The sequence below is a fragment of the Streptomyces mashuensis genome (genome assembly GCF_014654785.1).
Lineage (GTDB): Bacteria > Actinomycetota > Actinomycetes > Streptomycetales > Streptomycetaceae > Streptomyces > Streptomyces mashuensis.
The window spans coordinates 55,633-81,782 of record NZ_BNBD01000001.1 but is presented as its reverse complement, the minus strand read 5'-3'; the positions used below and the strand labels follow the sequence as shown (position 1 = coordinate 81,782).

Here is a 26,150-nt window from a genome sequence, read left to right as displayed (position 1 = left end):
TTGCCTTCACGCCTGTGGACAAGCACGGTACCCAGGTTTTCCACAGGTCCCGCCCGTGCATTCGCGCATTGTCCGAGCTCTCGTGTTGCATGGGGGCATGACCAACGAAGCCCTCCGCGCCTCGGCGGACCACGTCCTCGCCCGTCTCGTGGGAGACGACACGGGATCGGCCAGACTGCGCGAGGACCAGTGGCGCGCCATCGAGGCCCTCGTGGCCGAGGGCCGGCGGGCGCTGGTCGTGCAGCGCACCGGCTGGGGCAAGTCCGCCGTGTACTTCGTCGCGACGGCGCTGCTCCGCGAGCGCGGCAGCGGCCCCACGGTGATCGTCTCGCCGCTCCTGGCCCTCATGCGCAACCAGGTGGAGGCCGCCGCGCGCGCGGGCATCCACGCGCGCACGATCAATTCCTCCAACACGGAGGAGTGGGACGAGGTGCAGGCGGAGATCGCGGCGGGCGCCGTCGACGTGCTCCTCGTGTCGCCGGAGCGCCTCAACAACCCCGACTTCCGGGACCAGGTCCTGCCCCGGCTGGCCGCCGCGACCGGCCTGCTGGTGGTGGACGAGGCCCACTGCATCTCCGACTGGGGCCACGACTTCCGCCCCGACTACCGGCGGCTGCGCACGATGCTGGCCGACCTGCCGCCGGGCGTGCCGGTGCTCGCCACCACCGCCACGGCCAACGCGCGCGTCACCGCCGACGTCGCCGAACAGCTGGGCACGGGCGAGGGCGCGGAGAAGGCGCTGGTCCTGCGCGGGCCGCTGGACCGGGAGAGCCTGAGCCTGGCCGTGCTCACCCTCCCCGACGCCGCCCACCGGCTGGCCTGGCTCGCCGATCACCTCGACGAGCTGCCGGGCTCCGGCATCATCTACACCCTGACCGTCGCCGCGGCCGAGGAGGTGACGGCGTTCCTGCGCCGGCGCGGGCACACCGTCACCGCGTACACCGGCAAGACGGAGAACGCCGACCGCCAGCAGGCCGAGGAGGACCTGCTGGCCAACCGCGTCAAGGCCCTCGTCGCCACCTCCGCGCTGGGCATGGGCTTCGACAAGCCCGACCTCGGCTTCGTGGTCCACCTGGGGTCGCCCTCCTCCCCCATCGCCTACTACCAGCAGGTCGGCCGCGCCGGCCGCGGCGTCGAGCACGCCGAGGTGCTGCTGCTGCCGGGGCGGGAGGACGAGGCGATCTGGAAGTACTTCGCGTCGCTGGCCTTCCCGCCGGAGGAGCAGGTGCGGCGCACGCTGGACGTCCTGGCCCGGGCGGACCGCCCGCTGTCGCTGCCCGCCCTGGAGCCGCTGGTGGAGCTGCGCCGCTCCCGGCTGGAGACCATGCTCAAGGTCCTCGACGTGGACGGGGCGGTGCGCCGCGTCCGCGGCGGCTGGACCGCCACCGGCGAGCCGTGGAGCTACGACGGCGAGCGGTACGCGTGGGTCGCGCGGCAGCGCGAGGCCGAGCAGCAGGCCATGCGGGAGTACGCCACGACCACGCGGTGCCGCATGGAGTTCCTGCGGCAGCAGCTGGACGACGAGCAGGCCGCCCCGTGCGGGCGCTGCGACAACTGCGCGGGCGCGCGGTTCACGGCCGACGTCTCGGCCCTGGCGCTGGAGGCGTCCCGCGGGGAACTGGGGCGCCCCGGCGTCGAGGTGGAGCCGCGGCGGATGTGGCCCACGGGCATGGCGGCGGTGGGCGTGGACCTCAAGGGACGGATCCCGCCCGGCGAGCAGGCCGCGCCGGGCCGCGCCCTGGGCCGGCTGTCGGACATCGGCTGGGGCAACCGGCTGCGTCCGCTGCTGGCCCCGCAGACACCGGACGCAGCCGTTCCGGACGATGTGACCGACGCGGTGGTGACCGTGCTGGCCGACTGGGCCCGTGGCCCCGGCGGTTGGGCGTCCGGGGCACCCGGCGCGCCCGCGCGCCCGGTGGGCGTCGTCACCGTCGCCTCCCGCACCAGGCCGCAGCTGATCCGGTCGCTGGGCGAGCGCATCGCGGCCATCGGCCGCATGCCCCTGCTCGGTTCGGTGGAGTACCGCGACACCGAGGAGGCCGTGCACGCGTCGCGCACCAACAGCGCCCAGCGGCTGCGGGCCCTCGACGGGGCGCTGACCGTACCGCCGTCGCTGGCCGCGGCGCTGAGCACGGCGGGCGGGCCGGTGCTGCTCGTGGACGACTACGCGGACACCGGCTGGACGCTGGCGGTGGCGGCGCGGCTCCTGCGCCGTGCCGGGGCGGCCGAGGTGCTACCGCTGGTACTCGCCGTCCAGGGGTGACGGCGGGCGCTCTCTGGCGCCAATTGATCGTTGCCGCACGGCCGGTGCGGCCGGGAGAATCGAACCGGCTCCCCCGCTCCCGGCCGTGCGCCGGTCTCGCGGGACGGCCTCCACGACGCACGCTCCGCCCTGTCCCCCGCCCGCCGCCCGCGGGCGTCAGACGAAGGGAGCATCATGGCCTTCGGCTTCACGCCCGTGCCGTCCGCCGACCCGGCTTCCCGTCTGGGCCGGCTCCTGGAACCCGCCGAGTGGGCGGCATCGGGCGTCCCGCTGCTGGGGAATCCCCGCGAGGTCGTCTGCGGGCTGTACGCCCGGCACCTTCCGACGCCACCGACCGCGGTGGTCGCCGTCCTGCACCCGGACGAACGCCTCGCCGCAAGCGCCTCGTTCCGGCCCGCAGGGGCCGGGGACGGCTGGTTGCTGCGCAACGCGCTGCTGACGCAGCTGCGCCGCATCATCCCGCACGACCTCCGGTTGCGCGCACCGGTGCGCACGGCCGTCCTGCTCTACTGCCGCCAGGGCGAAGGGCATTGGACGGAGGAGGACGGCGCCTGGATGTGGGCGCTGCGGGACGCCTGCGTCCTGCACGGGCTGCGCTGCGGCGCGTACATCACCCTCACGGGCGGCGGCTGGCGGGTCCTCGGCGAGGGCCGCAGCGGCCGTACGCCGCGGTGCGGGCCCCGCCTCCCGGCGATGCGGGCCGCCGGGCCGGTCGGTGCCGGCGGCGGGGCGCCGGAGGCACACCGCCGCACCGCCGCGTGCTGAGCCGGTCCGTCAGACGCCCGCCGTCAGAAGGGCGTTGACGCGCTGCGGGTCGCCACAGACGATCAGCAGCGCACCGGCCCGGGCCATGGCGGCGGGCAGGGCCTGCGCCACCGCGGCGTCCGTGCCGCCGTTGACGGCGACGACCACCACGGGGCGCGGAGCGAGTCGCTCCGCGTCGGCGGCCGCGTAGAAGACGTCGTCGCGGGCGTCGTGCTGCGCCCAGTAGGACGCCTCACCGAAGGACAGCTCGTGGGCCGCCCAGGGGTGCGGGTCGCCGGTGGTCAGCACCAGGACCTCGCCGGGCGCGCGGCCGCTGTCGAGCAGCAGGTCGACGGCCTCGTCGGCCGCGTCCAGGGCGCCCTCCGCCGGGGCGGGGATCAGCTGGATCTGCGTGCCGGCGGGGGCGTCCGCGGCGGCGTCCCGCGCAGCCGGCCGGGGCGGACCCGGGACCGGGGGGCGACGGGAACCGGTGGCGCCGGGCTTCGGCGGGGCCGGGCGGGGGCCGGGGCCAGGAACAGGACGGGGGGTCGGCGCGGTCCGGCCGGTGGCCGCACCTGCGCGGGGACCCGGGACACTCTCGTGAATCGGAGGCTCCTCGGGGATGAGAGGCATGAGTCGATGTTTATCAAACGCCGGTTCGACGTGTGTCGGCGGGTGGCGTTCGAGGGGCGTTCAGAAGTCGAAGCCGAGTTGGCCACCGGCCTCCAACGCCATGGCGTCCTGGGTGACACGCACCCGCTTGAGATGCTGCCACCTGGGGAGGGCATCCAGGTAGGCCCAGGACAGCCGGTGATGCGGAGTGGGGCCCAGCTCTTCCAGGGCCGCCCGGTGCACCGGCGAGGGGTATCCGGCGTTGTCGCAGAAACCGAACGGGGCGTGGTCGGCGCCCAGTTCGGCCATCAGCGCGTCGCGCCGGACCTTGGCGATCACCGAGGCGGCGGCGACCGCCACGCACGAGAGATCGCCCTTGACGACCGTGCGCACCCTCCAGGGCTCGCCCAGGTAGTCGTGTTTGCCGTCCAGGATCACCGCGTCGGGCCGCACCGGCAGCCCGTCCAGGGCCCGGGTGGCGGCCAGCCGCAGTGCGGCGGTCATGCCCAGCTCGTCGATCTCGCCGGGGGACGCCTCACCGAGCGCGTAGGCCGTGACCCAGCCCTCCAGCACCGTGGCGAGCTCGGTACGGCGCTTGGGGGTCAGCATCTTGGAGTCGGTGAGACCGTCCGGCGGGCGACGCAGGCCGGTGACGGCCGCGCACACGGTGACCGGGCCGGCCCAGGCGCCCCGGCCGACCTCGTCCACACCGGCGACGATCTTCGCTCCGGTCGTCGCGCGGATCGAGCGCTCGACGCTGTGGGTAGGCGGTTGGTAGGGCATGGCGCCAGTAAGGGTACGCCCCTGGCGCCCCGCTGTCCCACCCCGGCCCCCGCAGTCGGCGCTCAGCCCGTGGCGGACGCCGGCAGCCAGCCGGGGAGCGGCTCGGTGCGGTCCAGCCACTCCGCGGGCGGAGCCCCTCGTTCCGCCGCGGCCACCACACCGCAGGCGATCGCGGACGTGGTGTCCACGTCACCACCGGCCTGCGCGGTGGTCCAGAACACCGCCTCGAAGTCGCCGAGATGGCGGGCGGCGGCCCACAGCGCGAAGGGCACCGTGTCATGGGCGCTGGTGCGCCGTCCGCAGCCCAGCACGGCGGCAACGGTCGTCGCGTCGGCGTAGTCCAGCATGTCGCGGGCCCGGCGCAGCCCGGCCTGCACCGCGCTGCGCGGCACGAGCGCGACCACGCCGTCCAGCAGCGCCTCCGGTGCGACCGGGCCGCCGTGCCCCGCGACGAGTGCGGCGGCCGCGGCCACGGCCATGGCCCCGGCGACGGCCTCGCGGTGCTGGTGCGTGGTGTACGCGGAGATCTCGGCCTGGTGGGTGGCCTGCTCCGGGTCGTCCGCGTACCAGGCGCCGAGCGGGGCGATCCGCATGGCGGCACCGTTGCCCCAGGACCCCTGCCCGTTGAACAGCGCGGAGGCCAGCTCCCGCCAGTCGCCGCCCTCCCGGATCAGGCGCAGCATGCGGTTGACCGCGGAACCGTAGCCGCGGTCGACGTCGTGATGGGCGGCGAAGGACGCCGCGAGGGCGTCCTGGTCGACGCGCCCGTGCGCCGCGAGGACGGCCAGGACCGAGCAGGCCATCTCCGTGTCGTCGGTCCAGGACCACGGCGCGGGCGGCAGCTCACGGCGCCGGAGGAGCGGGTAGTGGGCGGGGACGAAGAACTGGGAGCCGAGGGCGTCACCCACGGCCAGCCCTCGCAGACTCGCCAGGGCTCGGTGGAATCGGTCAGCGGTCATCGCAGCGAACTCTAACCGCTGAACCCGTACGACTCCGGGGTGCACCAGCGTTCGAACGGCCGGTCGAGGTGGTAGCGGCCGTCGGGGCCCAGCACGAGCATCCGTGACTCGGCGTTGCCCGGGTTGGACAGGCACTCGAATTCCGCGACCGTCCAGTGGAGCCAGCGCATGCAGAAGAGCCGCATGGTCAGGCCGTGGGTGACCAGCAGGACGTTCGGCGGGTGGTCCGGGTCGTCGAAGCTGCGCCACAGGCTCTCCAGGAACGCGCCCACGCGGTCGTAGACGTCGGCTCCGGACTCACCCTGGGCGAAGCGGTAGAAGAAGTGGCCGTAGGCGTCCCGGTAGGCCTTCTGGCGGCGGACGTCCTCGCGGTCCTGCCAGTTGCCCCAGTCCTGCTCGCGGAGCCGGGGCTCCTCGCGGACCCGGACCCGGCGCGGGTCGAGGCCCAGGGCGTGGAACGTCTGGTGGGCGCGGCGGTAGGGGGACACGTAGACGGAGACCTGCTCGTCGCCGAAGAGCTCCCTGAGCCGGACGCCGGCCTGCTCGGCCTGCTTGCGTCCGAGGTCGGTCAGGGCGAGGGCGTGGTCCGGTTCCCGCTCGTAGACGGTGTCGTCCACGTTGCCTTCGGACTCTCCGTGCCGGAGGAGAACGATGCGCCGGGGCCGTGCCATGGCGCCACCCTAAGCCCGGGGACACGCCCCAGCGAGAGCGGGGGCCGCCGTCGGGCCGCCGGGCTCCTGCGTGATCACGGCCCGGCCGTCGCGTATGGCGCACCGGCGGCCGGCGAAGCGGTCGGTCAGGGCCCGGTCGTGGGAGACGACGACCACCGCGCCGGGCCACTGGTCGAGGGCCTCTTCGAGCTCCTCGACCAGGCCGAGGGCGAGGTGGTTGGCGGGCTCGTCGAGCAGCAGCAGGTCGGCGGGGCGGGCCAGCAGCCGGGCGAGCGCCAGGCGGCGCAGCTGCCCGGCGGAGAGGGAGCCAGTCGGCACATGCAGGTCGCGCTCGCGGAACAGGCCGTACGACAGCAGGCGCGCCCGCAGCTCCTCGGGCTCCCCCGGCAGGCCGCGGAGGAAGGCGTCGAGGAGCCGCTCGGCGGGCCGGTCCACGGTGACGTCCTGCGGGAGGTGGCCGATGCGGCCGCGGCGCGTGACCGTACCCGCGTCGGGCGTGGTCAGGCCGGCCATCACACGGAGCAGGGTCGACTTGCCGGCGCCGTTGGGGCCCTGGATCAGCAGCCGGTCGCCCGCGTGCACGTCGAGGGCCTCGACGGCGAGGCGCTCCGCGACCCGGATTCCGCTGAGGGAGACCAGCGTGCCGGTGGCTCCGGCGCTGGCCGGAACCGCGGTGAAGCGCAGGGGCGGGGGCGGGGCCGGCACGGGGTGCTCGTGGAGCCGGCGCAGTCGTTCCCGGGCGTTGCGGACGCGGCTGGACACGGAGGACTGCACACGGCCCCCGTTGCGGTCGTAGGCCATCTTGTTGCGGTCCTTCATGGCGCGGCCGGGGGCGACGGCCGTGGCGGCGCTCTCGGCGGTGGCGACGAGGGCCTCGGTCTCCGCGCACCACTGCGCGTACGCCTCCTCCCACTGGCGGCGAGCGGCGTCGCGGGCCGCGACGTACCCGGCGTAGCCCCCGCCGTGCCGGACCAGGGTGCGCCGGTCGGCGTCCACCTCGACGACGGCGGTGGCGACCCGGCGCAGGAAGGCCCGGTCGTGGGAGACGGTGACGACCGTGCCGCGGTGGGCGCGCAGCGTCTCCTCCAGCCAGGTCAGGGCGGCGCCGTCCAGGTGGTTGGTCGGCTCGTCGAGGAGCATGACCTCCGGCGCGGCGGCCAGGAGGCACCTGAGGCCCAGCCGGGCCTGCTCCCCGCCCGACAGACTCCCCAGGGGCCGGTCACGGCCGATGTGGCCGACGCCCAGGGCATTCAGCGCGGCGTCGACACGGGCGTCCGCCTCATAGCCGCCGCGGGCCTCGAAGGCGGTCAGCAGCTCGCCGTACTCCGCAAGGACCTCCGGCCCGCCGCCGGCCAGCTCCGCCTCCAGCTCGCGCAGCCGGCGCTCCATGGCGCGCAGGTCGCCGAGGGCCACGTCGACGGCCTGGGCGACGGTGTGCCCGGGAGGCAGGGCCGAGGTCTGGCCGAGGTGGCCGATGCCTCCGTCGGCGGTGACGACGACCGTCCCACGGTCCGGCGCCTCCACCCGGGCGAGCAGCTTGAGCAGCGTCGATTTGCCGGCGCCGTTCTCGCCGACGACGCCCACCCGTTCGCCGGGCCGGACCGCGAGGGACACGTCGTCGAGCAGGAGCCGGTCACCGCGGGAGACGGAGACGCCGTGGAGAGAGAGCTGAGCAGGCATGAGTGAACCCCCCGATAGAACTAACGCTACCGATGTTGCGTTACGCTCAGCATGGCACACCCCGCCGACCTAACGCAACAGGAGTTGCAGTTGTCCGAGCAGAAGACTCCCCCGGCCACCCCCGGAACCGTCCGGCCCGGCGGCCGTACCGCCCGGACCAGGGCCGCCGTCCGCGACGCGGTGCTCACCGGCCTCGTCGAACACGGCTACCCGGGCCTCACCGTCGAGTACGTCGCCGAGCACTCCGGCGTCCACAAGACGACGCTCTACCGGCGCTGGGGCGGCGTCGAAGGCCTCCTCGCCGACGCCCTCGACCTGGCCGGCGAGGACACCTGGACGCCGCCCGACACCGGCTCGCTCCGGAACGACCTCCGGGCCCTCGCCCACGAGATCGTCGACAATTTCGGCGATGCCGCGAAGGCCGCCGTCCCCACCGCGTTCATCGCCGCGGCGTTCCAGTCGGAGCGGGCGGCCGAGGGGTTGCGCGGCTTCTACGGCGAGCGCTTCGCGCGCTGCGCACCCCTCGTCGCGCGCGCCGTCGAACGCGGCGAAGTGCCCGAGGGCACGGACGCCGGCGAAGTGGCCCGCGCAGTCTCCGCGCCCCTGTTCTTCCGGCTGTTCGTCACCCGGGAGCCCATCGACGGCACCCTCGCGGACCGGGCCGCCGACGCGGCCCTCGCAGCGGCCCGCGCGGGCGTCTACACCTGACAGCCCATCACCGGATACACCTGACAGCCCGTCACCGGCCCACGCCGGTCACACCGTCCACGCCTGCTCTATCTCCACCACGTCACCCGTGATCGCGGCGACGTCCGCCTCCGTCTGCGCGCGCAGGGCGAGCCGCTCCACGCGGTCGGTGCGGTACTTGCCGTGCTCGGCCACGGAGTTCCACATCGACAGCACCAGGAACTCCTGGCCCGGCGCCTCGCCGAACACGCCGCGCAGCATGCCCGGGGACCCGGCCATGGCCGGGTTCCACACCTTCTCCTGCATGAGCGCGAAGTGCTCCACCCGGTCCTCGCGGACGCGGCAGTGGGCGAACCTCACCACGTCCGCGTCCGCGAACTGCGGCTGGAAACCGACCTTGACGTCGAAGCGGTGCTCGAACAGGCGGACCTGGGCGTTCTTGAACGTGCCGGCCTGCGAGACCGCCAGCCTGTCGTGCGAGCGCGCCATGAACGAGTCGTAGAACGCCCGGCTCTCCCAGAAGCCGAAGAGGTGCACCACGTCGGGCCGGGCACGGCTCCAGCCGCCGCCCTGCCCGCGGAATCCGGGCTCGCCGAGCAGTCCCGCCCACTTCCGCTGCCCGCGCTCGAACCCACGGCGGTCCACCACGGTGCAGCGAATCCACTTGACCAGCACCGACCCATCGTACGGCCCCGGCAGTGGCGCGGGTCACGTACGCGAGCGGTACACCCGTGCGAGGGTCTCCTCGTCCTCCGGTCCCAGTCCGATCCCGAACTCGCTCCGCAGCGCCTCGGCCAACTCGGCTTCCGTCACGACACGTTGTTCCGCCGGACCGTCGGGGCGCGTGACCACGAGGACCGGCCCCACGAGCGCACGCCGTACGTCCGGCCCCGTCTGCTGCACGATGACCCGCGAGACGAACGGGGAGTCGGGGTGCGTGGAGGTGTAGTAGTTCATCTGGCCGTAGTCGACCGGGAAGCGCTGCTCGGGGCCGAAGGCGTACACGTCGGTCCAGCCCTCGGGGCCCAGCGTGCGCAGGACGTGCACACCGTCGCCCTCATGGGCGAGGGCGTACGTCCAGGCCCCCTGGACGGCCTGCTCCCCGTCCACCAGGCGCAGCGGCTCCACCAGCCCCTCGCCGCCGAACCCGACGTCGCACAGCCACGCCTCCCCGTCGGCCTCCACCCGCAGCGCCATGTGCGTGACCGGCCGCATCCGGTCGGCCCGCATGCGCACCCGGGCGCCGAGGCCCGTGACGGAGAAGCCGATGCGCTCCAGAGCCGCCGCGAGGAGGGAGTTCTGCTCGTAGCAGTAGCCGCCCCGGCGCTGCGCCACCATCTTGTCCTGGAGCGACTTCAGGTCCAGCAGCACCGGTCTGCCGAGTATGACTTCAAGGTTCTCGAAGGGAATCGCCGCCACATGGGCCCGGTGCACCGCCCGCAGCGTCGCGAGGTCCGGCCGCACCGGCCCCTCGTACCCGATGCGCGCCAGGTAGGCGTCCAGGTCCAGCTCGTCGGCGCTCCACAGAAACGTACTCATTCCCGCACCTTAGACGCCGAGAGGGAGCCGGCACACAGCCGGCTCCCTCTCACGTCACTTCACACAGCGATCAGTTGATCAGCTGCAACCGCTCGTCGAGCCGCAGCCCTCGCACAGGTAGCAGCTGCCCGCGCGGCGCATCTTCGTGCCGCAGGAGAAGCACAGCGGGGCGTCGGCGTTCAGGCCGAGGCGCATCTCCGCCAGCTCGGTGGAGTTGTGGGCCTGCTTGGGCGCCGGGGCCGCGGCCGGCTGCTGGGCCGGGACGTCGGGCTTGGGCGCCTCGACCTGCCGCGGGGCGGACTGGGCCAGGCCCTCCACGTCGACCTCCTCGTCGGCCGGCTCGTACGAACCGGTGTCGAGGTGGCGCTGACGCTCCTCGGCGGAGTGGATGCCGAGCGCCGAACGGGTCTCGAACGGCAGGAAGTCCAGCGCCAGGCGGCGGAAGATGTAGTCGACGATCGACTGCGCCATCCGCACGTCCGGGTCGTCCGTCATGCCGGCCGGCTCGAAGCGCATGTTGGTGAACTTCGAGACGTACGTCTCCAGCGGCACGCCGTACTGCAGGCCGACCGAGACGGCGATGGAGAAGGCGTCCATCATGCCCGCGAGGGTCGAGCCCTGCTTGGACATCTTCAGGAAGACCTCGCCGAGACCGTCGTCCGGGTAGGAGTTGGCGGTCATGTAGCCCTCGGCGCCGCCCACCGTGAAGGAGGTGGTGATGCCGGGACGGCCCTTCGGCAGGCGCTTGCGGACCGGACGGTACTCGACGACCTTCTCCGGGGCGGCGGGCGCGGTCTCGGCCTTCTTCTCCTCCTCCTTCTTCTTGGCGGAGAGCGGCTGGCCGACCTTGCAGTTGTCGCGGTAGATCGCGAGGGCCTTCAGGCCCATCTTCCAGCCCTCGAAGTAGACCTCCTCGACCTCCTCGACGGTGGCCGACTCGGGCAGGTTGACCGTCTTGGAGATGGCGCCGGAGAGGAACGGCTGCGCGGCGGCCATCATGCGCACGTGGCCCATGGCCGAGATCGCGCGCTCGCCCATGGCGCAGTCGAAGACCTCGTAGTGCTCCTGCTTCAGGCCCGGGGCGTCGATCACGTTGCCGTGCTCGGCGATGTGGGCGACGATCGCCTCGACCTGCTCGGGCTGGTAGCCCAGGCGCTTCAGCGCCTTCGGCACGGTGTTGTTCACGATCTGCATCGAGCCGCCGCCGACGAGCTTCTTGAACTTCACCAGCGCCAGGTCCGGCTCGACGCCCGTGGTGTCGCAGTCCATCATCAGGCCGATGGTGCCGGTCGGGGCCAGCACGGACGCCTGGGCGTTGCGGAAGCCGTTCTGCTCGCCGAGGCGCAGCACGTCCTGCCAGGCCTCGGTGGCGGCGGCCCACACCGGGGTGTCCAGGTCGTCCATCCGCCGGGCGGTGTCGTTGGCGTCGGCGTGCTGCTTCATGACGCGCTTGTGCGCCGTGGCGTTGCGGGCGTAGCCGTCGTACGGGCCGACGACCGCGGCCAGCTCGGCGGAGCGGCGGTACGAGGTGCCGGTCATCAGGGAGGTGATGGCACCGGCGAGCGCGCGGCCGCCGTCGCTGTCGTAGGCGTGGCCGGTGGCCATCAGCAGGGCGCCGAGGTTGGCGTAGCCGATGCCCAGCTGGCGGAAGGCGCGGGTGGTCTCGCCGATCTTCTCGGTCGGGAAGTCGGCGAAGCAGATGGAGATGTCCATCGCCGTGATGACCAGCTCGACGACCTTGGCGAAGCGCTCGGCGTCGAACGACTGGTTGCCCTGGTCGTCGTCACGGAGGAACTTCATGAGGTTGAGGGAGGCGAGGTTGCACGAGGAGTTGTCCAGGTGCATGTACTCGCTGCACGGGTTGGACGCGGTGATCCGGCCCGTCTCCGGCGAGGTGTGCCAGTGGTTGATCGTGTCGTCGTACTGGATGCCCGGGTCGGCGCAGGCCCAGGCGGCCTCGGCCATCTTGCGGAAGAGCGCCTTGGCGTCGACCTCCTCGATGACCTCGCCGTTGAGGCGGCCGCGCAGGCCGAACTTCGAGCCGGTCTCGACGGCCTTCATGAACTCGTCGTTCACGCGGACCGAGTTGTTGGCGTTCTGGTACTGGACGGACGTGATGTCGTCGCCGCCCAGGTCCATGTCGAAGCCCGCGTCGCGCAGGGCGCGGATCTTCTCCTCCTCCTTCACCTTGGTGTCGATGAAGGCCTCGATGTCCGGGTGGTCGACGTCCAGGACGACCATCTTGGCGGCCCGGCGGGTGGCGCCGCCGGACTTGATGGTGCCGGCGGAGGCGTCGGCGCCGCGCATGAAGGAGACGGGGCCGGAGGCGTTGCCGCCGGAGGAGAGCAGCTCCTTGGAGGAGCGGATGCGGGAGAGGTTCAGGCCGGCGCCGGAGCCGCCCTTGAAGATCATCCCCTCTTCCTTGTACCAGTCGAGGATCGACTCCATGGAGTCGTCGACGGAGAGGATGAAGCAGGCGGAGACCTGCTGGGGCTGCTTGGTGCCGACGTTGAACCAGACCGGCGAGTTGAAGCTGAAGACCTGGTGGAGCAGGGCGTACGTGAGCTCGTGCTCGAAGATCTCGGCGTCGGCCGGGGAGGCGAAGTAGCCGTGCTCCTCGCCGGCGCGGCGGTAGGTCTTCACGACGCGGTCGATCAGCTGGCGGAGGCTGGACTCGCGCTCGGGGGAGCCGACGGCACCACGGAAGTACTTGCTCGTGACGATGTTGACCGCGTTCACCGACCAGAAGTCGGGGAACTCCACGCCGCGCTGCTCGAAGTTGATCGAGCCGTCGCGCCAGTTGGTCATGACGACGTCACGACGCTCCCAGACCACCTCGTCGTACGGGTGCACGCCGGGGGTCGTGTGGATGCGCTCGATGCGCAGCCCCTTGGCGCCCTTGTTCCCCTTGGAGCGGGAACCTCGCGCGGAGCCGCTCGTCGTCTCGGTCATGCCGCCTCCCTTTACGGGCAAAACGCCCTGATGCACCCAAATCTTCCGTGGTGCGGTGTGTGTCTTTCACCCGGTCGCGCGGGGCGCGCCGGGCAGGTCCTTGATGGCCGCGGTGCCTGGTGGCCGCGGTGCCGGCGGGGTCAGTCGCCGGCCGTGGCGGGCACGGGCACACCGGCGCCGCCGGCTGCCGCGGCACCGGCCGCCGCCGGTGCGTCCCCGGCCGTCGCGCCGCGGGCCCGCTGGTATTCGCGGAGCTCGGCGACGGCGGCCTCGAAGTCCTCGAGCGAGTCGAACGCCTGGTACACGGACGCGAACCGCAGGTACGCGACGAGGTCCAGGTCCCGGAGCGGGCCGAGTATGGCGAGCCCGACGTCGTGGGTGGTCAGCTCGGCGCTGCCGGTGGCGCGCACGGCCTCCTCGACCCGCTGGCCGAGCTGGGCCAGGGCATCCTCGGTGACCGGCCGGCCCTGGCAGGCCTTGCGCACGCCGGAGATCACCTTCGTCCGGCTGAAGGGCTCGGTGACCCCACTGCGCTTGATCACCATGAGTGACGCGGTCTCCACCGTGGTGAACCGGCGGGAGCAGTCGGGACACTGGCGGCGTCTGCGGATCGAACAGCCGTCGTCGGTGGTCCGGCTGTCGACGACCCGGCTGTCGGGGTGCCTGCAGAAGGGGCAGTGCATGGCTCTCCACCCTCCTTCACCCACGATGGACCCCGGCCACCCCGGGAACTGCGTACGTCTCGGCTCCGGCGGACCCCTTCCGGGACCTCCGCCGAGCAGCCCCCAGCATAGGCGATGCCCCCGACACGGATGACCGCGGGGCGGGCACCGACCACAACTTGTGGGTAGCCGGCGCCATCAAACCACTAGATCTGGTACCGGGCGGCGGAAGGGGCCCACCCGCGTGTCGCGGGACACGCCCCGCCGCAGGGGATGCCGGAAGCAATCGCTCCGGCACGGATGCCACACTGGAAGCGGGCACGGGCTCACGACGGGCCGCCGAGCGCACACCGGACATTACCGTAAATGGGCGAATTGATCTTCGCCCGTACACCCATCCCCCTGATCAAGTCAGGCGTTCTGCGGTTTTTCACTCGAACGTGTGTTTGGCGCAACCTTTCGAAAGCAACTACCGTTGTCCAGCTAGGGAGAACATCTCGAGAGGGGCCGACGTGACCACCACCGCAGACAGCGCCAGCGCCACCATCACCGCCCAGGACCGCTCCCAGAGCCGACTCGACCAGGCACACCCGCAGGCACACCCGATGAACGACGCGGCGATGAACGCCGACGGGCAGAAGCCCGCCCGCTCGCTTCCCGGGCGCCCCCCGGGCATCCGTGCGGACAGCTCCGGGCTCACCGACCGGCAGCGCCGGGTCATCGAGGTGATCAGGGACTCCGTCCAGCGCCGCGGCTACCCACCCTCCATGCGCGAGATCGGCCAGGCCGTGGGCCTGTCCAGCACCTCGTCCGTCGCCCACCAGCTCATGGCCCTGGAGCGCAAGGGCTTCCTCCGCCGCGACCCGCACCGGCCCCGTGCCTACGAGGTCCGCGGCTCCGATCAGCCCAGCACGCAGCCCGCCGACACCACCGGCAAGCCGGCCGCCTCGTACGTGCCCCTCGTCGGCCGCATCGCCGCCGGTGGCCCGATCCTGGCGGAGGAGTCCGTCGAGGACGTCTTCCCGCTCCCCCGCCAACTGGTCGGCGACGGCGAGCTGTTCGTCCTCAAGGTCGTCGGCGACTCCATGATCGAGGCCGCCATCTGCGACGGCGACTGGGTGACCGTCCGCCGCCAGCCCGTGGCCGAGAACGGCGACATCGTGGCCGCCATGCTCGACGGCGAGGCCACGGTCAAGCGCTTCAAGCGCGAGGACGGCCACGTCTGGCTGCTCCCGCACAACTCCGCGTACCAGCCGATCCCCGGCGACGAGGCCACCATCCTGGGCAAGGTCGTGGCCGTTCTGCGGCGGGTGTGAGCCCGGTGCCGATAGGCCGAGCCCCGGAACCACTGCGCCGGTTCCGGGGCTCTTTCACACCCCGGTCCACGCCCTGACGCCTTACGCCCGGCGTTCGCCAGGCGTTCGCGCGGCCCCTGCCCTCAGCGGCCCTCCGCCTTCGCCGCCGCGTCGATCGCGGCCAGCGAGCGGCGCACCTGGTTGCGGTCCGTCGTGTACCAGAAGTCGGGCATCGAGGCCCGCAGGAACGACCCGTAGCGCGCCGTGGCCAGCCGCGGGTCCAGCACCGCGACCACGCCCCGGTCCCCGGTGGCGCGCACCAGCCGGCCCGCGCCCTGCGCCATCAGCAGCGCCGCGTGCGTCGCCGCCACCGCCATGAAGCCATTGCCGCCCGCGGCCTCCACCGCCCGCTGCCGCGCGCTCATCAGCGGATCGTCCGGCCGCGGGAACGGCACCCGGTCCATCACCACCAGCTGGCAGCTGGGCCCCGGCACGTCCACGCCCTGCCACAGCGACAGCGTGCCGAACAGACACGTCCGCGGGTCGGCGGCGAAGTTCCGGATCAGCTCGCCGAGCGTCTCCTCGCCCTGCAGCAGCACCGGCACGTCCAGCCGGCCGCGCAGCTCCTCGGCGGCCGCCTGGGCGGCCCGCATGGACGAGAAGAGGCCGAGCGTCCGGCCGCCCGCGGCCTCCACCAGCTCCGCCAGCTCGTCCAGCATGTCGGACCGGCTGCCCTCCCGGCCCGGCTGCGACAGATGGCGGGCGACATAGAGGATGCCCTGCTTGGGGTAGTCGAACGGCGACCCGACGTCCACGCCCTTCCACGGCGGGCAGTCCTCGCCCTCGACGCCCTCCGGCGCCAGCCCCAGCGAGGCACCCACCCCGTTGAAGTCGCCGCCGAGCTTGAGCGTCGCCGACGCCAGCACCACCGACCGGTCGGCGAACAGCTTCTCCCGCAGCAGGCCCGACACCGACATCGGCGCCACCCGCAGCGAAGCGCCGAAGCGGTCGTGCCGCTCGTACCAGACGACGTCGTACTCCGAGCCCTCCAGGATGCGCTCGGCCACCGCGTGCACGTTCTCCACGGAGGCCATCGCCTGCTTGCGGACGGCGTCCTCGTCCTGGACGGACTTGTCGCGGGTGTTGCCCAGCGCCGTCACCGCCGTACGCGCCGCGTCACGCAGCAGCATCAGCGCGTGGCCGAGCTCCTCGGGGATCTCCTCCAGCCGGCCCGGCAGCGCCAGCTCCATCAGCCGCTCGAAGTTCTCGGCGGCCGTCTGCAGCCCGTCGGCGACCTTCTCGTCGACCAGCTTCGCCGAGCGCCGCACGGCCCGGTTGACCTGCCCCGGCGTGAGCTCGCCGGTGGCGACGCCCGTCACCCGGGAGACCAGCTCGTGCGCCTCGTCGACGATCAGCACCTCATGGCCGGGCAGCACGGGCGCGCCCTCGATGGCGTCGATCGCCAGCAGCGCGTGGTTGGTCACCACCACGTCGGCCAGCTTGGCGCGCTCGCGCGCCGCCTCGGCGAAGCACTCGGCGCCGTACGCGCACTTGGACGCGCCCAGACACTCGCGCGAGGTGACCGACACCTGCGCCCAGGCGCGGTCCGAGACGCCCGGGGTGAGGTCGTCGCGGTCACCCGACTCCGTCTCGTCCGCCCAGTCGCGCAGGCGCAGCAGGTCCTTGCCGAGCTTGCTGGTGGGCGCCGCGGCCTCGAAGGCGTCGAACAGACCGTCCTCGTCGTCCTGCGGCACGCCCTCGTGCAGCCGGTGCAGGCACAGGTAGTTGGAGCGGCCCTTGAGCATGGCGAACTCCGGGCGGCGGCGCAGCAGCGGGTGCAACGCCTCGACCGTCCGCGGAAGATCACGCTCGACGAGCTGGCGCTGGAGCGCGAGCGTGGCCGTGGCGACGACCACGCGGTCGCCGTGCGCGAGGGCGGGCACCAGGTACCCCAGCGACTTGCCCGTGCCCGTACCGGCCTGGACCAGCAGGTGGGTGCCGCTGTCGATGGCCTCGGCGACGGCTTCGGCCATGGCGACCTGGCCCGGCCGCTCGGTGCCGCCGACGGCGGAGACGGCCGCGTGCAGCAGGTCGGTCAGGGTGGTCGCGGAGGCAGACGAGGTGGCAGTCATAGCGTGGTCAGCCTACGGTGCGGCACTGACAGCGCGGGCACCGACGGGAAACCCGGCGGGCGCGGACCCGACCCGTCGCGCCCCTCCACGCGCCCCCACCACTCACAGCACCACGCGCAGCACCCCTCACAGCACCGCGCGCAGTGACCGGTCGCGCACCATCAGCGCCGCCCGCTTGCCCGGCAGCTCGATCTCGGCGCTCATCCGGAACCCCGCGCCGAGGAACGCGGCGAGCGACGGCGTATTGCGCAGGTCGGGCTCCCCCACCACGCGCCCGCACAGCGGCCGGCGGTCCAGGACGAGATCGGCGACGGCCCGCAGCAGCCGGGTGCCCAGCCCGCGCCCGCGGTCCGGGACGCGGCCCAGCAGGAAGTGCAGCCCGGTGTCGTGCGGCCGCGAGGGGTAGTGGCGGGCGAGCGGGTCGAGGTCGGCCCGGTAGATCTCCCAGTAGCTCATGGGCACCCCGTCGAGCAGGCCCAGGCACGGCACGCTGCGCCCGTCCCCCTCCAGCTGGGTGCGCAGGTGCGCCTCGGTGACGTGCTCGGGGCCGGCCAGGTCCCAGAAGGCGTCCACCGCCGGATCGTTCATCCAGCGGCTGACCAGCCGCAGGTCCCGTTCGGGGAGCACCGGCAGGAGCTGGAAGGGGCCCACGTCGGTGGCGACCGGCCCCCACTGCCCCACGCCGTCCAGCAGGTCGGGCCGCCCGGCCGCGGCGGCGACCGCGGCCGGGTCGAACCGGACGAGCGTGGCGAACTCCTCCGTCATCCGCAGGTCGAGGGTGTCCACGGCGTCCGCGGGGTCCACGACCCGTGGGGCACCCGAGGCGCCTGCGCCAACCGGGAACCCCACGGCGTCCATGGCGCCCCTCGCGGAGGCGTGGTCGTCAAGGAGCCCGTCCCCCTCGGTGGCCACCCGCCTCACCCCGCCGTCGCGGCAAGGGGGTTGGGGACGGTGACGTAGGCGGCCTGGCCGTCCACCGGGCCGGCCAGCTCGTCGAGCCCGCGCAGCCGCGTCAGCAGGTTGGCCTTGCAGCGCAGGGTGGGCGAGTCCAGCAGCAGCTCGGGCAGCCGCGACCGCCCGGCGCCCGAGGCACCGCCCGTCTCCCCGGCCACCGCTTTCAGGAACCGGCGCAGCGCCGCGAGCAGGACGTGCTCGTCGGCCAGGTGCTGCGAGCCGAAGGCACCGATGAGGCCGAGGACGTTGTTGATGCCCAGGTAGTAGAGGAAGCGTTCGTCGGCCAGTTCGTCGGGGACGAAGCTGTCGCTCTCCTTGCCGATGCCGGGCAGCTGCTGTTCGAGGGCGGCCCGGTACGACTCGCGGTAGTAGTAGCCCTGGTTGTCGCGGTACCGCCCGCCTGTGGGCCAGCCGTCGGCGTCGAGCAGGACGAGCGTGTTCTGCTGGTGGGCCTCCAGGGCGATGCCGGCCTCGCCGTCCAGCCACAGCAGCGGTCGCACCACGGCCTCCAGGTAGCGCAGGAACCACTCGGCGGCGACCGCGCCCGCCGGCCGGCCGGTGCGCTGTGCCAGGCCGCCGACGACGGCCGCCAGCCGGGACCGGCAGCGGGGCCGGCCGTCCGGTCCCGTGAGGCCCGGCCACGGCCGGGGCGAGACGAGCCCGGCGACGCACACGGCGTCGTCGCCCGGCCCGAACGGGTTGTGCCGGATGACGGCGTCCACCCCGGCCAGGGGGGCTCCGCCGGGCGCGTCGACGCCCAGCCAGGCGGGGTCGCGCACGATGTCGAAGCCCATGCCGCCGGGGCAGGCGGCCCGCCAGCGCTCGGCGAGGCCGCTGCGCAGGAGGCGGTGGATCTCGACGCCGCGCCACAGCTCCTTGCGGAGGTTCTCGCGGCGGCAGTTGGTGATGCGCAGCCCCAGCGAGAGCTTGAGCATCGCGGGTGTGCCGGGCCGGTACACCGTCCGTACGGAGGACGTGGGGTACCAGGGGTCGCCGTGCGGCCCGAGGTCGTGCAGCAGCCCGGCGTCGAACAGCGCGGCGACGGCCGGCCGGTGCGGCAGGTCGCGGGCCTGCCAGGGGTGCAGGGGTACGGGCACGGTGTCGGCCGGCAGGGACAGGCCGGGGCCGGCGAGGCGGGCGGCCAGGACCGGGGCGTCGACGGCCCGGCCGCGCTCGGTCCACGCGGAGTCGCAGGCGAGGACGGAGCGGTGGACGGCGAGCCAGTGCAGCGGGAAGCGGCCGCGCAGTTCGGGCGAGTAGTCCTGGGCCTCGGCGTCGGAGAGGCCCTCGCGGCTGTTGGGGGTGGGGTGCAGGGGGTGTCCGAGGAGGAGGGCCTGCTCGCCGTGGAGGAACAATTCTTCGGCGTCGGGTTCGGCGGGGTGCTCGCGCCGGTGGGCGAGGAAGCGGGCGGTGCGGCGGGTGGAGTCGGCGACCCGGGCGGCGAGTTCGGCGCCTTCGCGGGCGGGTGCCTCACCCGTCCGGGTGGCGCGGTGGGCGGCCTCGCGGCCGAGCAGGGCGGCGAGGGTGACGGCGTCGAAGGGCGGCGCGTCGTCGGGCCCGCCGGTGAGGGTGACGGGCCCGAAGCGGTGCCAGCCGGTCGGGGACCAGTGGTCGACGCGCACGCTGAGGGGAATGCCGCTGGCGTTCAGCGGGAGGTAGAGGATGTCGCCGTCGGGGCGGTCCACGGCGTTCTCCCGCACCCAGCAGCGGAGCAGGTTCTCCACGGCGGCCGCGTCGGCGGCCGCCGCCGGGTCGGGGTGGTCCAGGACGTCCGTGTCGCCGGCCCGGCCGGGCAGGGCGGCCCGGGCCGGGGCGGGCCGTCCGCCCTGGCGGGGCACCGCGGTGGCCCGGTCCTCGCCTGCGGGGGACGCCTCGGTGGGGAAGGATGCGCTCATGCGGGGTGCGGCGCGCGGGTCAGGGCGCTCAGGCCGGTGACGGGGCGCCTGCCTCCTTCGGCGTTCGGGGGGTGTCCGGTGGGGTGGGGGTGTCCGGCGTCCGGGGGACGGGGATGCGGCGGCCGGAGCGCCAGACCGCCGCGACGGCGTCGGCGAGGCGGTCCAGGACGGCTTCGGCCTGTTCGTCGGTGATGGTGAGGGGCGGCAGCAGGCGGACGACGCAGGAGTGGCGGCCGCCGAGCTCGACGATGAGCCCGCGGCGCAGGCACTCCTGCTGCACGGCCGCGGCCAGGTCGGGCGCGGGGGGCGGCGGGCCCGCGACGCAGGGACCGGTGCCGGGGGCGTCGGGCACTTCGGGGTCGACGATCTCCACGCCGATCATCAGCCCGCGGCCACGGACGTCACCCACGCACGCGTACTCCCGCCCCAGCTGCCGCAGCCGCTCCTGCATGCGCCGGCCGAGGTCGCCGGCGCGGCGGTCCAGCGCGTTCTCGCGGACGTGGCGGAGGGTGGCCGTGCCGGCGGCCATGGCGAGCTGGTTGCCGCGGAAGGTTCCCGCGTGGTCGCCGGGCTGCCAGCAGTCGAGCTCCTCGCGGTAGACGACGACGGCCAGGGGCAGGCTGCCGCCGATGGCCTTGGACAGCACCATGACGTCGGGCACGACGCCGCTGTGCTCGACGGCCCAGAAGGCGCCGGTCCTGCCGACGCCCGTCTGCACCTCGTCGGCGATCAGGGGGATGCCGCGGGCGGCGGTCAGCTCGCGCATGCGGCGCAGCCAGGCGTCGGGGGCGGGCAGGACGCCGCCCTCGCCCTGCACGGGCTCGACGATCATGCCGGCGGGGGCGCGCACCCCGCTGCGGGGGTCGTCGAGCAGGCTCTCGGTCCAGCGGGCCGCGAGCCGGGCGCCGTCCTCGCCGCCGACGCCGAAGGGGCAGCGGTAGTCCTGCGGGAACGGCAGCCGCGTCACCCGTACGGTGGGCGCGCCGCCGGAGACGGACAGGGCGCCGGAGGTCATGCCGTGGTAGGCGCCGGAGAAGGCGAGCAGGCCGTCGCGGCCGGTGGCGGTGCGGACGAGCTTGAGCGCGGCCTCCACCGCGTCCGTACCGGCGGGCCCGCAGAACTGGATGCGGGCCGAGCGGGCCAGGTCGCCCGGGAGCGTGGCGAACAGCTCGCTGGTGAAGGCGTCCTTGACCGGGGTGGCCAGGTCGAGGACGTGCAACGGGGCCTCGGCGTCGAGCACCGCGCGGATGGCTTCCAGCACCACGGGGTGGTTGTGGCCGAGCGCCAGGGTGCCGGCGCCGGAGAGGCAGTCCAGGTAGCGGCGGCCGTCGGCGCCCTCGATCGTCAGGCCGCGGGCGCGCACCGGCACGATGGGCAGCGAGCGGGCGTACGTCCGGGCCGCGGACTCGCGGGCCGCCTGCCGGCGCAGGATGCCGTCGGGCCCGGCCCCCGCCCCCACTCCCGCGCCGCCCTCGAGGGCCGGGGCGAAGGCGGCCGCAAGGGCGGGCGAGGCCGGTCGTCGGGTCATGGCCATGGCTCGGTACCTCCTCCTGCCGTTGCACCCCGGGTCGCTACGGGCGGGTGTCCCCCGTACGTACCAACGACGGCAACCGCCGCGGATCACGGTCCGGCGTCAAGATCCTTCGCGCCGGAACCGAGGACCCCGGCGCGCCCGTCTCCTCCGGCACCGGCATAGTGGTGGCCCGCCTCCACCCGAGGCGGTACATGACAACTCGCGCGGACGTATGCAAACAGAACACAGGGGGAGCCCACTTACGATGCCGATGCCATCGACACGCCGGCCGGTGCTGGCCGCCGCCGCACTCACCGCCGTCCTGGCCCTGACCGCGACCGCGTGCGGCCCGTCGGACGACAAGGCCGCGGGGGACGCCAAGCCCAGCGCGACCGCGGGCGGGCAGAGCGACGATCTCCCCGCCCTGCCCAAGGGGATCCCCACCCAGGACCTCGAGAAGTGGAAGAAGAAGTGGAAGGAGGGGGCCTGGAAGAACTGGGACAAGGACCAGTGGATGCGTGAGGCCCGCGACTTCGTCAATCCCATCATCGAGGGCCACTGGAAGCCCGACACGATGAAGGACGCCCGCTCCAGCGACAAGACGCTGGCCACGCAGGGCGCCCAGGGCTCCGCGCCCGGCGGCATCAGCAGCGACCAGGGCGTCACCGACCCCGAGCCGCGCCCCGTGAAGGCCCAGGCCGTCGGCCTGCCGTACCACGACAACGCCGCCCCGGTCGGCAAGGTGTTCTTCGACAGCCCGCAGGGCCACATGGTCTGCTCGGCGACGGTCGTCAAGGACCCGGCACACCCGGGCAAGTCGAACATGGTGTGGACCGCGGGCCACTGCGTGCACGCCGGCAAGCAGGGCGGCTGGTACCGCAACATCGCCTTCGTCCCCTCGTACAACGACAAGGGCCTGCCCGCCACGCAGGTCAACAGCGCCCCGGTGCAGGACGTCGCCCCCTACGGCGTGTGGTGGGCGGACTGGGCGCAGACCTCGTCGCAGTGGATCGCCCAGGGCGCCGAGACGGGCGGCGCGGGCGCGCCCTACGACTTCGCCGTGCTGCACGTCCGGTCGGAGACCGGCGCCGGCAAGTCGCTGGAGGAGACCGTCGGCAACGCGCTCGCGGTCGACTTCAGCACGCCGCAGGTCAAGTCGATCCAGAGCATGGGCGCCTGGGGCTACCCGGCCGCGCCGCCCTTCGACGGCCAGCGGATGTACGACTGCGTGGACAGGCCGGGCCGCCTGACCATCGACGCGCAGCAGCCCACGATGTACCGCATCGGCTGCACGATGACGGGGGGCTCCTCCGGCGGCGGCTGGTTCGTCCGGGGCGCCGACGGCAAGGCCGTACTGATCTCCAACACCTCGATCGGCCCGTCCAACAGCACCTGGCTGGCGGGGCCGCGCCTGGGCCCGGAGGCCAAGGGTGTGTACGAGGCGCTGAGCAAGAAGTTCGCCAAGAAGGGCTGAGCACCCTTCGGAAGGCCGAAGGCCCGTTCCCGGGACGTCCCGGGAACGGGCCTTCGCTCATGCGTGGGGCGGCGGTCAGGCGCGCCCCGCCGGCACGTACCGCTGGAGCTCGGCCGCCAGCTCCTCGTGCACCCGGGCCCTGAGCAGCGTGCCCTCCGCGGTGTGCTGCTCGGAGAGCACCTCGCCGTCGGTGTGGGTCCGGGCGACCAGGGCGCCCTGCGTGTACGGCACGAGCGCCTCGATCTCGACGGCCGGGCGCGGCAGCTCGGTGTCGATCAGGGTGAGCAGTTCCTCGATGCCCTGGCCGGTGCGCGCGGAGACCGCGATCGCGTGCTTCTCGACGCGCAGCAGCCGCTGGAGGACCAGCGGGTCGGCCGCGTCGGCCTTGTTGACCACGACGATCTCGGGCACGTCGACCGCGCCCACCTCGCGGATCACCTCGCGGACGGCCGCCAGCTGCTCCTCCGGCGCCGGGTGCGCGCCGTCCACGACGTGGAGGATCAGGTCGGAGTCGCCGACCTCCTCCATCGTCGAGCGGAACGCCTCGACCAGGTGGTGCGGCAGGTGCCGGACGAAGCCGACCGTGTCGGCCAGGGTGTAGACCCGGCCGGAGGGGGTCTCGGCCCGGCGCACGGTCGGGTCGAGGGTGGCGAACAGGGCGTTCTCCACCAGGACGCCCGCACCGGTCAGCCGGTTGAGGAGCGAGGACTTGCCGGCGTTGGTGTACCCGGCGATGGCCACCGACGGGACCTTGTTCCGGCGGCGCTCCTGGCGCTTGACGTCGCGGCCGGTCTTCATCTCCGCGATCTCCCGGCGCAGCTTCGCCATCTTCTCGCGGATCCGCCGCCGGTCCGTCTCGATCTTGGTCTCACCGGGGCCTCGGGTGGCCATGCCGCCGCCGGACGAGCCGGAGCCGCCACCACCCATCTGCCGGGACAGCGACTGTCCCCAGCCGCGCAGCCGCGGCAGCATGTACTGCATCTGCGCCAGCGCGACCTGCGCCTTGCCCTCGCGGGACTTGGCGTGCTGGGCGAAGATGTCGAGGATCAGGGCGGTCCGGTCGACCACCTTGACCTTGACGACGTCCTCGAGGTGGATCAGCTGGCCGGGGCTGAGCTCACCGTCGCAGACGACGGTGTCGGCGCCGGACTCCAGCACGATGTCGCGCAGCTCCTGCGCCTTGCCGGAGCCGATGTACGTGGCCGGGTCCGGCTTGTCGCGGCGCTGGATCACGCCGTCGAGGACGAGCGCGCCCGCCGTCTCGGCGAGGGCGGCGAGCTCCGCGAGGGAGTTCTCGGCGTCCTGGACCGTGCCCGAGGTCCACACCCCGACGAGCACCACGCGCTCCAGGCGCAGCTGCCGGTACTCGACCTCGGTGACGTCCTGCAGCTCGGTGGAGAGACCGGCGACGCGCCGCAGCGCCGCGCGCTCGGAGCGGTCGTACTGGTCGCCGTCGCGCTCCCCGTCGATCTCGTGGCTCCAGGCGACGTCCTCTTCCATCAGGGCGTCGGCCCGAAGGCTCTCCGGGAGGCTCTGCCGGTCCTGCCGGTCCTGGGAAGGGGAAGAAGAGGAGGTCAATGGGGTCCTTTGCGTCGTCGTCGGTGCCTTCGGCGGCGGCCCCGGCACGGGGCCGTCCACTACGGCTCTTGCTGTCGAGAACGTCCGGGCGGCCCCGTGGATTCCCGGGGCCGGCGGCCGCGCCGACCCGTCGATGGTCCCATGCCGTGGTGCAGGCGTCACGCGGGTTTCCCGGTGGTCCAGTCGGGGTGGCCGGGCATCGGCGGCGTCTTGTCGTCGTACAGCCACGGGCGCAGGAAGGCGCTCTGGTCGTGCCCGCTGACCTCCGAGGCCAGCGCGACGAAGTCGGCGGTGGTGGCCGTGCCGTCGTGGTGGCGGCGGACCCAGGTGCGCTCCAGCCGGTCGAAGGCGGCCGCCCCGATGTGGCTGCGCAGCGCGTACAGGACGAGGGCGCCGCCGTCGTACACCACCGGCCGGAAGATGCTGATCCGGCGGCCGGGCTCGGCGGCCCGGGGCTGCGCGGGCGGGCCGCCCTCGGCGCGCCACTCGTCGGACCGGGCGTACGCGGCGCGCATGCGGTCCTCCAGCCGGCGCCCGGCCCTGGCCTCGGCGTAGAGGGCCTCGTACCAGGTGGCGTGTCCCTCGTTGAGCCACAGGTCGGACCAGGAGCGGGGGCTGACGCAGTCGCCGAACCACTGGTGGGCCAGCTCGTGCACCTGCACCGACTCCAGGTACCACTCGGGGAAGCCGGACCGGGTGAACAGGTCGCGCTCGAACAGGGACAGGGTCTGCGTCTCCAGCTCGAAGCCGGTGGAGGCGTCGGCGATCAGCAGCCCGTAGTTCTCGAAGGGGTACGGCCCGACCCTGGCCTCCATCCAGGAGATCTGCCCGGGCGTGCGGGCGGTCCAGCCCTCCAGGGCCTTGCGGTCGGCCTCCGGGACGACGTCGCGCAGGTTCAGGCCGTGCGGGCCGGTGTGCTCGGTGACGGCCGAGCGGCCGATGGCGACCTGGGCGAGCTCGGTGGCCATGGGGTGGAGGGTGCGGTAGACCCAGGTGGTGGTCTCGCCCCGGGTGGTGCGCCCGGCGGCGCGGCCGTTGGCCACCACGGTGAGCTCCTTGGGCGCGATGACGCGGAAGGTGAACAGCGCCTTGTCGGAGGGGTGGTCGTTGCCGGGGAAGACGCGGTGGCCGGCGTCCGCCTGGTTGGCCATCACCAGCCCGTCGGCGGTGCGCACCCAGCCGCCCTCGCCCTCGCCGCGCGGGTCGCTGGTGTGGTGGACGGTGACGGTGAAGGAGCGGCCGGCGGGCACCTCGTGGGCGGGCGTGACGACCAGGTCCTCGCCGGCCGGGGCGACCTGGGCGGCCCTGCCGTCGACCTCGACGCCGCCGACGGTGCCGTGGGTGAAGTCCAGGTTGAAGCGGTCGAGCCGGGTGGTGGCGCGGGCGACGATGCGGGTGACGGCGTCCAGGGGGCGGTCGTTGGCCTGGTACGTGAGGGAGATGTCGTAGGCGGCGACGTCGTAGCCGGGGTTGCCGAGGTACGGGAAGAGGCGGTCGCCGACGCCCAGGGCCACCGGGGCGGGCGGCAGGGTGGCGCCCAGCAGCAGGATGGCGAGGACCGGCACGAGGGCGGCCCGGCGGCCCCGCCGGTACCGGCGCCGCAGCGCGCTCCGACGGGTCGGGGGGGACGGGTGCGGCACGGGTGAGTACGGCATGGGTCCACCGCTACCAGCGCGCGCACGGCACCTGTGGGCGGCGCGGCGCCGGCCCACCCGTACGAGCGTCTCGAATGATGGTACGAGTGTCGTATCGGCCGC

Annotated in this window: 20 protein-coding genes; 5 read left to right on the top strand and 15 right to left on the bottom strand. The window is 73.6% G+C overall.

The window, feature by feature from the left end; genetic code table 11:
- Window positions 1-97: 97 nt before the first annotated feature.
- Window positions 98-2,263 (top strand): RecQ family ATP-dependent DNA helicase, encoded by a 2,166-nt coding sequence (locus IE305_RS00305; RefSeq protein ID WP_190127283.1) that lies wholly within the window; start codon window positions 98-100, stop codon window positions 2,261-2,263.
- A gap of 174 nt (window positions 2,264-2,437) precedes the next feature.
- The gene (locus tag IE305_RS00300; RefSeq protein WP_190127282.1) at window positions 2,438-3,028 is read left to right on the top strand and encodes a hypothetical protein; all 591 of its coding nucleotides are present in this window, start codon (window positions 2,438-2,440) and stop codon (window positions 3,026-3,028) included.
- Between the two features lie 9 nt (window positions 3,029-3,037).
- Here IE305_RS00300 and IE305_RS00295 read toward each other — a convergent pair whose 3' ends face one another.
- The 5 genes from IE305_RS00295 to IE305_RS00275 form a co-directional block, all read right to left on the bottom strand.
- Window positions 3,038-3,640: a hypothetical protein gene (locus IE305_RS00295; RefSeq protein ID WP_190127281.1), complete on the bottom strand. Its 603-nt coding sequence runs from the start codon at window positions 3,638-3,640 to the stop codon at window positions 3,038-3,040.
- 60 nt (window positions 3,641-3,700) lie between these two features.
- A complete protein-coding gene (rnhB, locus tag IE305_RS00290) occupies window positions 3,701-4,402 on the bottom strand; it encodes a ribonuclease HII (RefSeq protein ID WP_190127280.1) in 702 nt (233 codons plus the stop codon).
- A 62-nt stretch (window positions 4,403-4,464) separates the two neighbouring features.
- Window positions 4,465-5,361, bottom strand: a complete 897-nt coding sequence (locus IE305_RS00285; protein WP_190127279.1) for an ADP-ribosylglycohydrolase family protein — start codon at window positions 5,359-5,361, stop codon at window positions 4,465-4,467.
- Window positions 5,362-5,372: 11 nt separating this feature from the next.
- Window positions 5,373-6,032 (bottom strand): phosphoglycerate mutase family protein, encoded by a 660-nt coding sequence (locus tag IE305_RS00280; RefSeq protein WP_190127278.1) that lies wholly within the window; start codon window positions 6,030-6,032, stop codon window positions 5,373-5,375.
- 9 nt (window positions 6,033-6,041) lie between these two features.
- On the bottom strand, window positions 6,042-7,712 hold the full coding sequence (locus tag IE305_RS00275; RefSeq protein ID WP_190127277.1) for an ABC-F family ATP-binding cassette domain-containing protein: 1,671 nt from the start codon (window positions 7,710-7,712) through the stop codon (window positions 6,042-6,044).
- Window positions 7,713-7,763: 51 nt separating this feature from the next.
- On the opposite strand from IE305_RS00275, the gene IE305_RS00270 reads away from it, so the two are divergent.
- Window positions 7,764-8,420, top strand: a complete 657-nt coding sequence (locus tag IE305_RS00270; protein WP_190127276.1) for a TetR/AcrR family transcriptional regulator — start codon at window positions 7,764-7,766, stop codon at window positions 8,418-8,420.
- 48 nt (window positions 8,421-8,468) lie between these two features.
- Here IE305_RS00270 and IE305_RS00265 read toward each other — a convergent pair whose 3' ends face one another.
- From IE305_RS00265 to nrdR, 4 genes are all read right to left on the bottom strand, one after another.
- Window positions 8,469-9,074, bottom strand: coding sequence for a YdbC family protein (locus tag IE305_RS00265; protein ID WP_190127275.1), 606 nt, complete (start codon window positions 9,072-9,074; stop codon window positions 8,469-8,471).
- A 33-nt stretch (window positions 9,075-9,107) separates the two neighbouring features.
- Entirely contained in the window at window positions 9,108-9,938 is an 831-nt protein-coding gene (locus IE305_RS00260; RefSeq protein ID WP_190127274.1) for an arylamine N-acetyltransferase family protein, read from the bottom strand.
- A 78-nt stretch (window positions 9,939-10,016) separates the two neighbouring features.
- Window positions 10,017-12,890: a vitamin B12-dependent ribonucleotide reductase gene (locus tag IE305_RS00255; protein WP_190127273.1), complete on the bottom strand. Its 2,874-nt coding sequence runs from the start codon at window positions 12,888-12,890 to the stop codon at window positions 10,017-10,019.
- 140 nt (window positions 12,891-13,030) lie between these two features.
- The gene (gene nrdR / locus IE305_RS00250; RefSeq protein ID WP_190127272.1) at window positions 13,031-13,573 is read right to left on the bottom strand and encodes a transcriptional regulator NrdR; all 543 of its coding nucleotides are present in this window, start codon (window positions 13,571-13,573) and stop codon (window positions 13,031-13,033) included.
- A gap of 491 nt (window positions 13,574-14,064) precedes the next feature.
- Here nrdR and lexA point away from each other — a divergent pair, with 491 nt between their 5' ends.
- Entirely contained in the window at window positions 14,065-14,868 is an 804-nt protein-coding gene (lexA, locus tag IE305_RS00245) for a transcriptional repressor LexA (protein ID WP_190127271.1), read from the top strand.
- A gap of 122 nt (window positions 14,869-14,990) precedes the next feature.
- Here the strand turns inward: lexA and IE305_RS00240 are convergent, their stop codons facing one another.
- The 4 genes from IE305_RS00240 to IE305_RS00225 all read right to left on the bottom strand — a co-directional run bounded on the left by IE305_RS00240 (window position 14,991) and on the right by IE305_RS00225 (window position 21,362).
- Window positions 14,991-16,979 (bottom strand): ATP-dependent DNA helicase, encoded by a 1,989-nt coding sequence (locus tag IE305_RS00240; protein WP_190127270.1) that lies wholly within the window; start codon window positions 16,977-16,979, stop codon window positions 14,991-14,993.
- A gap of 126 nt (window positions 16,980-17,105) precedes the next feature.
- The gene (locus tag IE305_RS00235) at window positions 17,106-17,837 is read right to left on the bottom strand and encodes a GNAT family N-acetyltransferase (protein WP_190128139.1); all 732 of its coding nucleotides are present in this window, start codon (window positions 17,835-17,837) and stop codon (window positions 17,106-17,108) included.
- Window positions 17,838-17,896: 59 nt separating this feature from the next.
- A complete protein-coding gene (locus IE305_RS00230) occupies window positions 17,897-19,828 on the bottom strand; it encodes an IucA/IucC family protein (protein ID WP_190127269.1) in 1,932 nt (643 codons plus the stop codon).
- 28 nt (window positions 19,829-19,856) lie between these two features.
- Entirely contained in the window at window positions 19,857-21,362 is a 1,506-nt protein-coding gene (locus tag IE305_RS00225; protein WP_190127268.1) for a diaminobutyrate--2-oxoglutarate transaminase family protein, read from the bottom strand.
- A 250-nt stretch (window positions 21,363-21,612) separates the two neighbouring features.
- On the opposite strand from IE305_RS00225, the gene IE305_RS00220 reads away from it, so the two are divergent.
- Window positions 21,613-22,815, top strand: a complete 1,203-nt coding sequence (locus IE305_RS00220) for a trypsin-like serine peptidase (RefSeq protein WP_190127267.1) — start codon at window positions 21,613-21,615, stop codon at window positions 22,813-22,815.
- A gap of 75 nt (window positions 22,816-22,890) precedes the next feature.
- On the opposite strand, the gene hflX is transcribed toward IE305_RS00220, so the two are convergent.
- Complete coding sequence (hflX, locus tag IE305_RS00215) at window positions 22,891-24,393, bottom strand: GTPase HflX (RefSeq protein WP_190127266.1); 1,503 nt, start codon at window positions 24,391-24,393, stop codon at window positions 22,891-22,893.
- 158 nt (window positions 24,394-24,551) lie between these two features.
- The gene (locus tag IE305_RS00210; RefSeq protein ID WP_190127265.1) at window positions 24,552-26,048 is read right to left on the bottom strand and encodes a M1 family metallopeptidase; all 1,497 of its coding nucleotides are present in this window, start codon (window positions 26,046-26,048) and stop codon (window positions 24,552-24,554) included.
- Between the last annotated feature and the right edge of the window lie 102 nt (window positions 26,049-26,150).